This is a genomic window from Chryseobacterium sp. SIMBA_029 (assembly GCF_046535275.1).
Classification (GTDB): Bacteria; Bacteroidota; Bacteroidia; order Flavobacteriales; family Weeksellaceae; genus Chryseobacterium.
Genome location: NZ_JAWRXA010000005.1, coordinates 1 through 12,696, shown reverse-complemented (window position 1 = coordinate 12,696; position 12,696 = coordinate 1). Strand labels below are relative to the sequence as shown.

Here is a 12,696-nt window from a genome sequence, read left to right as displayed (position 1 = left end):
TTTTAAAAATAAAACAAAATGAAATTTTCAAAAACTTTAATTACTGGATTGGTAATGTTGGTAGGAGTAAATGCTTTCGCGCAAAAGAAAGCAGAAAAGTTTGAAAAACTACAGATTGAAATGTTTCCTAAAGCGAAAGACGGATACAAGCAGGTGTATATTCAGCTTCCGGTAGCAAAAAATGAAGATGATTTAAAGGTTGAGTTCTTTGTAGGAGCAGAAAAAATGCTCGACTGTAATAAGTACTTTCTGATAGGAGATGTAAAAGCTCAGGATCTTCAGGGATGGGGATATAATTATTACGAAGTAGAATCTAAAGGCGAAACAGGAGGTACCCTTATGGCTTGTCTTGATCAGAAAAAGACCAAAAAGTTTGTAACCCTGCAGCCGCAAATTGTAAGATACAACAGCAAACTGCCATTAGTATTCTATGTTCCGAAAGACCTTGAAGTTCGTTATAGAATTTTACGTTCTGACGCAGCAATGAAGAAGGCCGTTCAAAAATAGTCTGAACCCTTATTTATATACGAAACTCCCCGCATTTGTGGGGAGTTTTTTTCTTATTTAAGCTTTAAACAAAGAAAAAAATCAACTTTTTTAAATTTAAATAAAACTTAAAAGATTTCTTTAAAACAATAATGAATAGAGTGTTTACGTTAAACGTATGATAAACGTTTTTTAAATTCACTGTTTCGTGGCTTTTCTTCTATGAAATAACCCCTTTTTGCACTATATTTGTTATAAACAAGAACCATGAAAAACAATTTATTGATTTTTACGCTTGGTTTTATCGCGCTTCCTGTCTTCGGATGGGCACAATCTGCGCCGGACTTCAAAGAACTTTTAGACAGTGCCATGGTTCGGGATTCCGACCTCAAAATGCAGATTACCCAAAATAAGCTGACCGATCTTGATGAACACAAACTGAAAGACATTTTTCTCCCCACACTGGAACTCAGTGGGCAGGCGGGTTATCTAAACGGTACCATACGGCTGACCTCTCCGGAAATCAATCTCAGACCTTTCATCAATATTCCAGAAGGAAGTTTCAACAATAACCTGAACGTATCAGGTTTTTCCGGAATTGCAAAAGCAGATGCCAAAATGCTGGTATATTCAGGCGGGAAAGTGAAATACCTGAAAAAGGCCATTGAAGAGAAAAAAATGTCTGAAGATATTCTTCTCGAAAAAACAAGAGATGAGGTCGTAGCCAGTATTTCCAAAGCCTATGACCAGCTTGCATTGGTTCATCAGTCTAAAAAAGTATTGGATGAAAGCAAAAAAAGACTTGATATCAACCGTAAAACAGCAGATAAAGCATTAGGCTACGGTTTAATTACCCCTTACGACCATAAAAAAATTGAGCTCGCCCAGGCGACATTGGATGCCAAGATGGTAGAATATGAAGGTAAAAAAGAACTGCTTCTCACCCAACTTTATATTTTAACAGGTATCAATAAAGAACGCCTCAGAATAATTGATCCTGTGCTATCACCTGTAGAACTGCTTTCTGCAGAAAAAGGAATCGAACAGAGGGCCGAAATCAGGGCATTAGAACACGGAATTACCGCTGCCGATTATAAAATAAAAGCAGAAAGAACCTGGATGATTCCCAAAGTACAGCTGATGGCATCCGCTTATTATATCGGACTGTATGGAAGCAGAATTAAAACTTCAGATAATATTATACCGGCCGTTCCCGCATTGGGATATGGTGGTGCAAAACTCGACTGGAGACCGACCAATATCAATATTCTCCCTCTACTTACCGCAGGAATAGGCTTTAAATGGGAAATCTTCGATGGAAAAGAAGGAAAGCATGCCGAAGAAACCGCAAAAATAGGGAAAGAAATTTTGCAGAATCAGAAAGAAGACGCATTGAAAAAACTTACATTGAACCTGGCTAATAACCAGACCAATTATGATATCGCAAGCGCACAAATCACCTTGAAGGCGAAAGAAAAAGAACTGGCAAAAAATGCGCTCGTTCAGGCGGAAAAAGAATTCAGATACGGACTCAGCAAATCTTCTCAGCTTATTGATGCAGAAAATGATCTGGAAATTGTAGAACTTGAATATCAAAATGCAATTTTCAACCAGAGAAGAGCAGGAATAGAACTGATGAGATCTACTCAGGAACTGAATATTGCCAAATTGTATTAATCTTAAAATTTAAAATGATGCACAAAAATATATCTCTCGTATTTGCTGTTCTGTTGTTGCTGGGTAGTTGTAATAATAAAAAAGAAAACCTCAATGATTCTGAAGGCAAAACAAAAAAAGACGTTATCTCTTTTGCCCCGAAAGTAACCGGCAGGATTGTGAAAATATATGTTTCAGAAGGACAGACCGTGAAAAAAGGCGATACACTGGCACAGCTTGACGTACCGGAAGTTTCTGCAAAAATTGCACAGGCTCAGGGCGCTGTAAGTGCTGCGACAGCACAGGAGCAGATGGCCAAAAATGGAGCTACTGCAGACCAGTTGAGACAGCTTCATGCCAAATATAAAGGCTTAAAAGAACAATACGAATTTGCCCAGAAATCCTTTAGGAGAGCAAATAACATGTACCGCGACAGTTTAATGTCTCCACAGGCTTATGATGAGGTATATGCTAAAATGCAGGGAGCAAAAGCACAGTATGATGCCGTAGTTGCAGAGCTTGATGATGTAAAAAGAGGCACGCGTGTAGAGAAAGTGGAAATGGCAGCCGGGCAGGCATCGCAGGCCAAGGGAGCTTTGCAGGAAGCCAATGTAGCGTATTCCGAAAGGTATATCATTGCAACCAACGATATGGAAATAGAAACCATCAGTTTAAATACCGGGGAACTTGCTACAGCAGGTTTTGCCTTATTTAATGGGTATATCCCTGAAAGTACCTATTTCAGATTTACCGTTCCGGAAAGCAGAATTTCAAAATACAAAAAAGGACAGACGGTGAACATGCAGGTAGTTTATAATAAAGAAAACCTGGAAGGAAACATCGTCTACATCAAACAATTGACAAGGTATGCAGACATTACCACTGCCTATCCCGATTATCAGCTGCAGGACGCCGTATATGAAATTAAAGTAAAACCTGCCGATATGAATAAAGCTAAAAATATTCTGGTCAATGCAAATGTTATCCTTAAATAGATAGGATATTTCAGATTCCAGACATAAGACTTTTTCAAGATGTTTCCATTACCTAATTTCAACTACTTATGAAAGAATTTTTCCGACTTTTACAACGTGAATTCAAGATGTTTATCGGCAATTCTACCTTAAGAACCGTATTCTTTCTGGCTCCGGTATTTTATGCCACCTTATTGGGTTTCGTTTACAAAACCGGAAAAGTTGAAAACACACCTATTCTGGTGATTGACCGTGATAATACGCCTCTTTCGAGCCAGCTTACAGAAATGCTGGAAGATAATAAAAGCGTAAAAGTCATCCGGTATGTTCAGGAACCTTTCAGTATTAAAGATGAAGTGATCAGGCATGAAGCAGCGGCTGTAGTTATTATTCCTTCAAAATTTGAAGCAGGAATACTGCAGAAAAAATATCCCGAGCTTAATGTATATGTGAATACCGGAAACGTATTGACTGCTAATTTTGCTTCCAAGGCGCTGCAGCTTACCATAGGAACTTTTTCGGCCGGAGTATCCATTAAAGCACTGCAAAAAGCTGGAATGCCAGCGGTAAAAGCAGCTACCCAATATGAACCGTTCAAAGCCAATTATATTACCCTTTTTAATACCACAGGAAATTACCTCATTTTTATGTGGCCTGCTATGCTCGCTGTTGTGCTGCAGCAGGTGATTTTGCTCGCCATGGCAGTAAGTTTTGCTGCTGAATTCCAGGGAGGATCTTTTGTGAAAGAATATGTTAAAATGAAAAGATGGGCATTTCCAACCATGCTCATCAAAGTCATTCCAATTTGGGTATTCTCTATTCTTATTGTTGGAATTTACTATTTCATGCACATGATATTCAGAGTTCCAATGCCGGAAGGGATTTTTAATTTCATTCTTCTGACCGCGGTTTTTGTCGGCTCAGTATCCTTTTTAGGGGTCTTTATCAGTATATTAATTCCGGATGCCCTGAAGGCAACACAGATACTGATGGTGATCGCTTCTCCTGCATTTATTATCAGCGGATTTACATGGCCTTTGAGTGCAATGCCTGCTTTTGTACAGTTTATTGCGAATATTATTCCTCTGACCCCATTTTTACAGGCTTTTAAAATTTTACTGATTCAAAAAGGTTCTGTAGAACTTACCTTTCCCTATCTGAGGCATTTGAGTATTTTGTTGGTTATCTATGCGATTATCGGATGGATTGCCCTTAAAATTAAACTTTGGCTTATATTCAGGTATGTAAAGCCCATAGAAGAAAATGCTGATAACGAATTCGAAGAAATATAGAAAGCCTGTTTCCTTTTAATTTGACACGGTTATCATAATTTTTATGTCAACAGTAAAAAAACTATTTATCCTTTTTCAATCGTTTATTTCCAATCTTCGGGACTCCTGATGCATTTAGAAATTTGCAATTAATACCTCGTTTTTTTAAAAGATTAGAAAATCAAAAGAAAAAAACTAATATATTTGTGTGTAGACAATTTAACACATTATGGAAAACGTATTTGAAGCAAAAGATGCTCAGAATTACATAGATAGAATAAATAAGCTTATTGAAGATACACATGGCCTGTGGGGTAAAATGACGGTTGATCAGATGCTGGCACATTGCTGTATTACCTATGAAATGGTATATGAGCCTGAAAAACATAAAAAACCGGGATCAATTGCCAAGTTTATTTTAAAAAATTTCGTGAAATCTAAAGTCGTTAGCGAAAAAGCATACCCTAGAAATTCTCCTACGGCACCTCAGTTTCTTATTAGCGGAAGAAAAGATTTTAATGAAGAAAAGAAAAGGCTGATCGGTTTTATCCAAAAAACCCAACAGTTGGGAGCTCCTGCTTTTGATGGTAAAGAATCTTTTTCCTTTGGAAAATTAAACTCAAATGAGTGGAATAATATGTTTGCCAAACACCTGAATCATCACCTGTCGCAATTTGGCGTTTAACGGTAAACCTTATGAAAAAAATTATTGTATTCCTCATTCTGATCTCCAACTTTGTATGTGCACAAATGCCTGATATTTCCAATGTCTGGCTTAATAACAGCAAACCTTACACGGGAACGATTGGCAACAAAGGGCAGGAACTAAAACTTAAAATCAATATTTCTGAACAGAATAAAAAAAATGATCAGGAATACTTTATTGCTGGATACTCTCTTGTTGATAAAACCTACACGAAGTTTGAAGGCAAATTAACCATCACGAAATATAAAGATTCCGGGAAAAGAGGGGTGGTATTCGGAGATTATGAACTGGCAGAAGAAAATAAAGGAAAACATTCCGGACTTTTCAAAGGGAAATTCACCTATATCTTCAAATGGAATAAGAAAACCGAAAAAATAGAAGCCCAGAATATTGAATTTACCGGTGATTGGAAAAGCTATGATGCCAGTCTGGATTTCAAAACGCGCTTCAAAAATCAATAATCATATTGAATAATCTGCACAAGTTTAAAAGAATCATCTGTGTCAATCTGAGAAATCTGTGATTATATATTGAACCACAAAAGTCACAAAGTTTTTAAATGCTTAGAGGTTTATAAGTCAACTTATACTGCATAAAAGTACACGTGACTTAAAAAAACAAAGATTCTTTTATGATTATAAAAGAAAAATCAGCTCAATTTGCATGATCTGCGAGAGTTAAAAATAATAACCATTAAGGATTTTTTAAGTTTTTAAGAATAGTAAGAGAATAGGTTCATCAACCTTAATTGGTAGAATCACATTCCCCTCTTTCAGAGGGGTGGCAAATCAAAGATTTGACGGGGTGGTTTAAACTAAACAGACTACTTTTGTAGTTTAAATTTTTAATTTATATATAAAAAATTACATATGAAATTAGGAGCATTTTCACTCAGCCTGAGTGTAAAAGACCTTCAGAAATCTAAAGATTTTTATGAAAAGCTGGGTTTCAGCGTGATGGCTGGAAGTGCAGCACAGAATTATTTAATCATGAAAAACGGAAGTACCCTGATTGGGCTGTTTCAGGCTATGTTCGACGGAAATATGCTTACCTTCAATCCGGGCTGGGATGAAAATGCCCAGAATCTGGAGGATTTTGAGGATGTAAGAGATATTCAGAAACATCTAAAGGAAAATGGAATTATGCTTGATAAAGAAGCAGATGAAACAACTTCAGGTCCGGAACACATCTTCCTGAAAGATCCGGATGGAAATATGATTTTAATAGACCAACACCGATAATTTCGATACCTATTTATGAAAGTTTTAAGAGGAATTATCATTGTTCTTGGCTCCGTACTTATTCTCTGGCTTGTTATTGCCGCTTTTGTTTCCGGAAAATGTCAATATGAAAAATCTATTTCTATCAATGCTCCGGCAGAGAAAGTCTGGCAGTATACTAATACGTTAAAAGCAATAGATACCTGGAATCCTAAGAATGATGCTGATACGGGAATGAAAAAAGACTGGTCGGGCACAACTGGGCAGCCGGGTGAAAAAATGTGCTGGACAAGCAGTAAAAATGCAGCGGTAAAAGGCTGTCAGGAGCTCACCAAATTAGATGCAGAAAACAAAAGAATCGATACATCCATTACCTATGCACCGCCTTATGAAAGTTCTGCCAACGCGTATGTGAAGGTAGTTCCGGAAGGAAGTGGAAGTAAGGTGACATGGGGATTCACATCAGAAATTCCTTATCCTTTTACCTTAATGAAGGTGTTTATGGACATGGAAAGCTCTGTGGGAAAAGACTATCAGAAAGGGCTTTCGAAATTAAAAGAAATCGCGGAGAGACCTTAATCATGATAAAAATAATTAAAAACACTTAAAAAAACACTTTATGGCAACAGTAAACGCTTATTTAACGTTCGATGGAAATTGCAAACAGGCATTTGATTTTTATAAATCAGTTTTCGGTGGAGAATACCCTTACATCGGAACTTTTGGAGAAATGCCTCCGATGGAAGGAAAAGAAACTTCTGAAGAAGATAAAGACAAAATTATGCACGTTTCTCTTCCGATCTCCAAAGAAACCATATTAATGGGAAGTGATACCGGTGGAGAATGGTCTTCCCGTTATCAGGCAGGAAATAATTTCTCTATTTCTATCAATGCAGATTCTAAGGAAGAAGCAGAAAAATTATTCAACGGGCTTTCTGCCGGAGGACAGGTAACCATGCCGTTATCAGATACTTTCTGGGGTGCCTATTTTGGAATGTTTACCGATCAATTCGGCATCGGATGGATGGTGAACTATGATGATCCTGCAAAGGCGCAGCAGCATCCATAACATTCATATTTTGTATACGACATATAGTTACAATAAACCGGCAGGTAATCTGTCGGTTTTTATTTTATAATACATTTGCATTCCGGAATTTTTACTTTTGGAACATCAACACATTACACATTAAAAAAAATAAAAGACAAATGAAATTTACCATTGATGAAATTAAAGCAGAGCACCAAAAAGTAAAAAGCGGTGCAGACTTTCCGGCATACATTCAGGCCATCAAAAAATTAGGAGTTTCCCATTACACAGCTTATGTGGCAGACGGAAATATTGAATATGCCGACGCGGAAAACGAATCGGCAGATACAGGAAGTAAATATGATCGATTGACGATTAGTGAATCGGTAAATCTCAGTAATTTTAAATCAAGATTAAAACTTCATCAGCAGGGTGGTACAGATTATCTTACCTTTTGCAACGACTGTGCAGAAAGCGGTGTTGAAGGTTGGAAGATGGATTTGGATACGATGAATTGCATCTATTTTGATAAAAAAGGAAATGAAATTTTAATAGAACAGATTCCGGGTTAAGAGTAGAATAAGAGTCTTGTTTTAGTCCTATTTTTTGATTTTTGATCAGAAAATAGGATTTGCTATTATTGATTTAAAGTATTATTTTTGTTAAATACGATAGATAATAGTAATCAAAAGATATGAAAAAGATTTTTACGAAGCTGGTTTTCACTTTGTTTTGCTTGGGAGCAACCTTTTCATTTGCTCAGAAAAATGATGTAGGCGCCTGGTATATGTATTTTGGAAATAACAAGATCAACAAAAAACTGAACTGGCATAATGAGATTCAGTACCGGAATTTTGATGCAATCGGAGATTTAGAACAGCTGTTAATCCGCACAGGGATTGGTTACGATCTTACAGAAAATAACAACAATGTTTTATTAGGATATGGATTCATTTTGAGCCGGCCTTACGTAAACGGAGAAAAAAAAGAAAATATTGAACACCGCATTTTCCAGCAGTTTATTACAAAACAGAAATTCGGACGTTTTAATCTGCAGCACCGCTATCGGTTGGAGGAACGTTTTCTCCAGGATGATTTCAGAATGAGATTTCGGTATATGCTTGGGGTAAATATTCCGATTACTCAAAAAGAAATGCTGCCAAAAGCGCTGTATGCTTCAGCGTATAATGAGATATTTCTTAATCTCAACAGTCCAACTTTCGATAGAAACAGGGTGTATGGAGCACTTGGATATGTGATCAATAAAAATATGAGAATCGAAGCAGGATATATGAATCAGATCCAGGAAAATAAAAACCGCGGGCAGATTCAGATTGGTTTTTATAATAATATTCCGTTTACCAAAAACTAAATTCAAATCTTTATATTGATCATGGCAATGAGGTTATAAAAAATACACGAAAACAAAAATAAGACACAGTATGCATTCAGGAAAAAAATTTGGAGCACTCGAGTTCGCAATATGGACAAGGCGCAGTATTTATATCTTGACAATATTATCGGCTATTCCGACCGTATTGTATTTTTTGGGCTGGAAATTTATTTCCATTCCCTGGCAGCCCATCGCTATTATGGGAACTGCCGTTGCTTTTATTGTTGGTTTTAAAAATAACGCGAGTTATGCCAGACTTTGGGAAGCGAGGCAAATCTACGGGGCGATTATTAATGAGAGCAGAAGTTTCGGATATATTTTGAGAGATTCTCTTTCCGAAAAAAATGCAGATAAGGTAAAAGAGATGTTTCTTCGTCATTATGCATGGCTTACTGCATTGAGGTTTCAGCTCCGTGAGTCCAGGGCCTGGGAGAATATGGATACGGCACAGTTTGATGAGTATTCAAAGAAATATGAAATCCCGGAAAGACTTTCCAAATTGGAAGATGAACTGAAAAAGTATTTGCCAGCATCAGAACTTCAATATGTCCTGAGTAAAAAAAATAGAGCCACACAGCTTACAGCAATTCAAAGCAAAGCCTTGTCTGAAGCCTATGCAAAAGGAGAAATCAACGATTTTCAATGGACACAAATCAACCAGCAGCTGGTAAAATTTACGGATAATCAGGGAAAGGCAGAAAGAATTAAGAATTTTCCTTATCCAAGAAATTTCTCTTCCATCGCAACCTATCTTCTCCTGATATTTATTATTTCGGTGCCTTTTGGACTGATTAAAGAGCTTGATAAACTCGGTGACGGAACGATGCTGGAAGGGTATACACTATGGTTTAATATTCCATTTTCACTTTTGGTTACCTGGTGTTTCCATACATTGGATACGGTGGGAGAATCTTCCATGAATCCTTTTGAAGGCAGTCCAAATGATGTTCCCATTACCCAGATCAGCCGTACCATTGAGATTGATATGAGGGATATGCTGGACGAACCGGATCTTCCTCCCGCAGTAGTGCCGAAGAATAATATTGTTCTTTAACAGAGAAATTGAGAAAAGGAAAGAGGAAATTAAAAATGATTCACTCAAAAACAATCAATTAACATTAAAAACTAAATAAATGATTCACAGTTATGTTATAATATCAATCGCAGTGCTTTTGTCTGTGATGATATTGGTGATGATTGGACAAAAACTGAAGGTTGCTTATCCTATTTTTCTGGTGATAGCAGGTCTGTTAATCAGTTTTATTCCGGGAATGCCGCATATTGAAATAGAGCCGGATCTGGTATTCCTTATTTTCCTGCCTCCGATTTTATTTGAGGCTGCCTGGTTTACCTCATGGCAGGATTTTCATAAATGGAGGAAACAAATCTTTTCGATGGCCTTCGGACTGGTATTTTTAACTTCAATAGTGGTCGCTTATCTTTCCTCATCGATTATTCCTGGGCTTACGGTTGCCATGGGATTTTTGCTGGGAGGTGTGAATTCTCCACCGGATGCTGTAGCAGCAACCTCTGTGTTGAAACATATGAAGATTCCGAAAAAAATTACAAGTATTCTGGAAGGGGAAAGCCTTATTAATGATGCTTCCAGTTTAATTGTATTTAAATTTGCCTTGGCAGCGGTGATTTCCGGACAGTTTGTTTTCCGGGATGCTGTTCAGGATTTTGTTACGATGGCTATTGGTGGAGTAGCATTAGGAGTGGGGGTAGGTTTGTTATTTGGCGCGTTGCTAAGAATAATTCCTTCCAACTCTAATATTGATACCGTGATTACGCTTATCGTTCCTTACATTATGTATGTGGGAGCGGAACATTTTCATTTTTCGGGAGTATTGTCGGTAGTAGCGGGAGGATTGCTGATGTCATACAATTCACATTGTTATCTGAGTCACACCTCAAGAATACAGTCGGGAAATGTATGGAGTGTTTTAATATTCTTGATGAATACCATCATCTTTATCCTTATTGGGCTTGAACTGCCGGTGGTAGTGGCTGCCATGAAGGATTATACGATTTCGGAAGGGATTTTTTATAGTGTGGTTATTGGTGGCGCCATTATTCTTACAAGAATTATATACAGTTATGCTTTGATGTATTTTCCAAGGATCTGTTCCAAAGAATTACGGTTAAAAGTTCCGAAACCTGACTGGCGGGAGCCTTTTATCATCAGTTTTGCGGCAATGAGGGGAGTGGTTTCACTGGCTGCAGCTCTTTCAATTCCTGCATTTTTACCGAATGGTGATGCATTTCCCCACCGTAATATCATCTTATTCGTCACATTTGTTATTATATTGATTACGCTGGTAGGGCAAGGTTTATTATTAAGCCCGATCTTGAAGTTCTTAAAAATCAATGATGCAGGAAGTGAACTCCCTGAAGAAAAGCAGGAAGTGATTCTTATGCGTAAATTAAAAGAAACTGCTTTACAGAAACTGGATACCGACTTTTCTGAACTTGCAGAAAAAAACAGCCTGGTACGCCATCAAAAGCATAAACTGGAAAACGAAATGATGATGATGGCTGATAAAGCTCAATGCATGGCTTCAACGGGAGATTATGTCTCAGCAATGAACGAAAATAAAGATGTCCTGCGCCAGGTTATCCAGGCACAGAGAAATGAACTTCACCGTATGAAGCGTGAAAAGATATTTGATGATCACGTGATGCGAACCATCGAAATGCAGCTGGATTTTGATGAAGCCAAAATCACAGGATTCTCACACAGTTAATTTTTAACTGAACTAGAAATAATTATATAAGTACCCCGGACATGCTAATGTCCGGGGTATTTTTTTGTAAAAAATAATATTCATTTATAGTTATAATACGTCACGTTTTGTCGTTGTGTAGAAATATATTTGTATTATCATTATAATGAACAATTAATGAAATAAATATTAAATGTTATAAATTAAGTTTGTTTAACTCTTAATAAAAGTTAAATTTGCGAAAATATAATAAAAGCTAGCATTAAACTTAAAACACACAATAGATGAGAAAACTCTACACGAGTGTACTTTCAATGTGCACAGTCTTGGGTATATCTGCCCAGGAAGTATTGTGGCAAAAAGATATTAAATCCTCCACACAGGACTTCTTAAGCCAGGTAACCACTACTATCGATCAACAATACCTTATTACAGGAAGTTCAATACAATCTAAAAAACTTTCTACCGATAATGCCCAAAACAACGGGTACGATTTTCATTTAGTCAAACTGAACGAGCAAGGTGACCAGGTCTGGGAAAAATATTTCTCAGGGAATAATCACGACTTCTTATCTGCTTCTGTAGCCACTCAAGAAGGAGGATTTCTTCTGGCTGGAACTTCGTATTCAGGAAAAGGATTAGATAAAAAAGAAGATTCCAAAGGAGGTTCTGACATCTGGCTGATCCGGATCAATGAATTCGGAGATGAGCTTTGGCAGAAAACATTGGGAAGTTCTTCCGACGAAGAAGCAAGATCCGTTATTCAAACTACTGATTTAGGATTTTTTGTGACCGGAAACGTACAAAACTCAGCCAGAGGTTACGGTTCCAAAGATGTTCTGATTATAAAATTAGACAAAAACGGAAAAGAACTCTCCCAATTGATTCTGGGAGGAAAAGGACTTGATGAAGTAGAGAAAATGATTCCGACAAAAGACGGCGGAGCATTACTTGGAGTTTATTCAAGAAGTTCAGCAGTACCAGGTAAAACATCCAATGTACCAAGTACAGAAGTGGGCAATACACCTGACACCCGAAATTTTGCCACTGTACAAAAAACCACCAACAATGAAGGCGAGGGTGATTACTGGATCATCAAACTCAATAAAGATGGGAAAGTTGAATGGGAAAAAAATTACGGTGGAAAAGGAGATGATCATTTGAGAACCTTAGCCCTGACATCAAATGGATACATCATCGGTGGTGAATCAAGATCCGAAAGATCAGGAAATAA

Annotated in this window: 13 protein-coding genes and 1 pseudogene; all 14 read left to right on the top strand. The window is 37.3% G+C overall.

The features are described from left to right. Positions 1–18 precede the first annotated feature (18 nt). Entirely contained in the window at positions 19–507 is a 489-nt protein-coding gene (eco, locus tag SB679_RS10015; RefSeq protein ID WP_410702116.1) for a serine protease inhibitor ecotin, read from the top strand. Positions 508–753: 246 nt separating this feature from the next. Further along, the gene (locus tag SB679_RS10010) at positions 754–2,163 is read left to right on the top strand and encodes a TolC family protein (protein ID WP_410702115.1); all 1,410 of its coding nucleotides are present in this window, start codon (positions 754–756) and stop codon (positions 2,161–2,163) included. Between the two features lie 17 nt (positions 2,164–2,180). Then, positions 2,181–3,137 carry an HlyD family secretion protein gene (locus tag SB679_RS10005; protein ID WP_410702114.1) on the top strand — a complete coding sequence of 319 codons (957 nt, stop codon included), beginning with the start codon at positions 2,181–2,183 and terminating at the stop codon, positions 3,135–3,137. A gap of 68 nt (positions 3,138–3,205) precedes the next feature. Then, on the top strand, positions 3,206–4,408 hold the full coding sequence (locus tag SB679_RS10000) for an ABC transporter permease (protein WP_410702113.1): 1,203 nt from the start codon (positions 3,206–3,208) through the stop codon (positions 4,406–4,408). Positions 4,409–4,616: 208 nt separating this feature from the next. Then, the gene (locus tag SB679_RS09995) at positions 4,617–5,072 is read left to right on the top strand and encodes a DUF1569 domain-containing protein (RefSeq protein WP_410702112.1); all 456 of its coding nucleotides are present in this window, start codon (positions 4,617–4,619) and stop codon (positions 5,070–5,072) included. An 11-nt stretch (positions 5,073–5,083) separates the two neighbouring features. Continuing rightward, positions 5,084–5,554 (top strand): hypothetical protein, encoded by a 471-nt coding sequence (locus SB679_RS09990; protein WP_410702111.1) that lies wholly within the window; start codon positions 5,084–5,086, stop codon positions 5,552–5,554. Positions 5,555–5,962: 408 nt separating this feature from the next. Next, on the top strand, positions 5,963–6,334 hold the full coding sequence (locus SB679_RS09985) for a VOC family protein (protein ID WP_410702110.1): 372 nt from the start codon (positions 5,963–5,965) through the stop codon (positions 6,332–6,334). A 15-nt stretch (positions 6,335–6,349) separates the two neighbouring features. Then, the gene (locus tag SB679_RS09980) at positions 6,350–6,892 is read left to right on the top strand and encodes an SRPBCC family protein (RefSeq protein ID WP_410702109.1); all 543 of its coding nucleotides are present in this window, start codon (positions 6,350–6,352) and stop codon (positions 6,890–6,892) included. A gap of 40 nt (positions 6,893–6,932) precedes the next feature. Then, positions 6,933–7,382 carry a VOC family protein gene (locus SB679_RS09975; RefSeq protein ID WP_410702108.1) on the top strand — a complete coding sequence of 150 codons (450 nt, stop codon included), beginning with the start codon at positions 6,933–6,935 and terminating at the stop codon, positions 7,380–7,382. 140 nt (positions 7,383–7,522) lie between these two features. Next, a complete protein-coding gene (locus tag SB679_RS09970; RefSeq protein WP_410702107.1) occupies positions 7,523–7,915 on the top strand; it encodes a DUF1398 domain-containing protein in 393 nt (130 codons plus the stop codon). A gap of 122 nt (positions 7,916–8,037) precedes the next feature. Then, entirely contained in the window at positions 8,038–8,715 is a 678-nt protein-coding gene (locus tag SB679_RS09965) for a DUF2490 domain-containing protein (protein ID WP_410702106.1), read from the top strand. A 70-nt stretch (positions 8,716–8,785) separates the two neighbouring features. Beyond that, a complete protein-coding gene (locus SB679_RS09960; protein ID WP_410702105.1) occupies positions 8,786–9,790 on the top strand; it encodes a bestrophin family protein in 1,005 nt (334 codons plus the stop codon). Between the two features lie 79 nt (positions 9,791–9,869). Further along, positions 9,870–11,483 (top strand): Na+/H+ antiporter, encoded by a 1,614-nt coding sequence (locus SB679_RS09955; protein ID WP_410702104.1) that lies wholly within the window; start codon positions 9,870–9,872, stop codon positions 11,481–11,483. Between the two features lie 263 nt (positions 11,484–11,746). Continuing rightward, positions 11,747–12,696 (top strand): annotated as a pseudogene (locus SB679_RS09950) (T9SS C-terminal target domain-containing protein); the annotation flags it as partial.

Coding starts and splice junctions, on each gene's coding strand:
- eco (WP_410702116.1), top strand. CDS start 19: ATGAAATTTTCAAAAACTTTAATTACTGGATTGGTAATGTTGGTAGGA.
- SB679_RS10010 (WP_410702115.1), top strand. CDS start 754: ATGAAAAACAATTTATTGATTTTTACGCTTGGTTTTATCGCGCTTCCT.
- SB679_RS10005 (WP_410702114.1), top strand. CDS start 2,181: ATGCACAAAAATATATCTCTCGTATTTGCTGTTCTGTTGTTGCTGGGT.
- SB679_RS10000 (WP_410702113.1), top strand. CDS start 3,206: ATGAAAGAATTTTTCCGACTTTTACAACGTGAATTCAAGATGTTTATC.
- SB679_RS09995 (WP_410702112.1), top strand. CDS start 4,617: ATGGAAAACGTATTTGAAGCAAAAGATGCTCAGAATTACATAGATAGA.
- SB679_RS09990 (WP_410702111.1), top strand. CDS start 5,084: ATGAAAAAAATTATTGTATTCCTCATTCTGATCTCCAACTTTGTATGT.
- SB679_RS09985 (WP_410702110.1), top strand. CDS start 5,963: ATGAAATTAGGAGCATTTTCACTCAGCCTGAGTGTAAAAGACCTTCAG.
- SB679_RS09980 (WP_410702109.1), top strand. CDS start 6,350: ATGAAAGTTTTAAGAGGAATTATCATTGTTCTTGGCTCCGTACTTATT.
- SB679_RS09975 (WP_410702108.1), top strand. CDS start 6,933: ATGGCAACAGTAAACGCTTATTTAACGTTCGATGGAAATTGCAAACAG.
- SB679_RS09970 (WP_410702107.1), top strand. CDS start 7,523: ATGAAATTTACCATTGATGAAATTAAAGCAGAGCACCAAAAAGTAAAA.
- SB679_RS09965 (WP_410702106.1), top strand. CDS start 8,038: ATGAAAAAGATTTTTACGAAGCTGGTTTTCACTTTGTTTTGCTTGGGA.
- SB679_RS09960 (WP_410702105.1), top strand. CDS start 8,786: ATGCATTCAGGAAAAAAATTTGGAGCACTCGAGTTCGCAATATGGACA.
- SB679_RS09955 (WP_410702104.1), top strand. CDS start 9,870: ATGATTCACAGTTATGTTATAATATCAATCGCAGTGCTTTTGTCTGTG.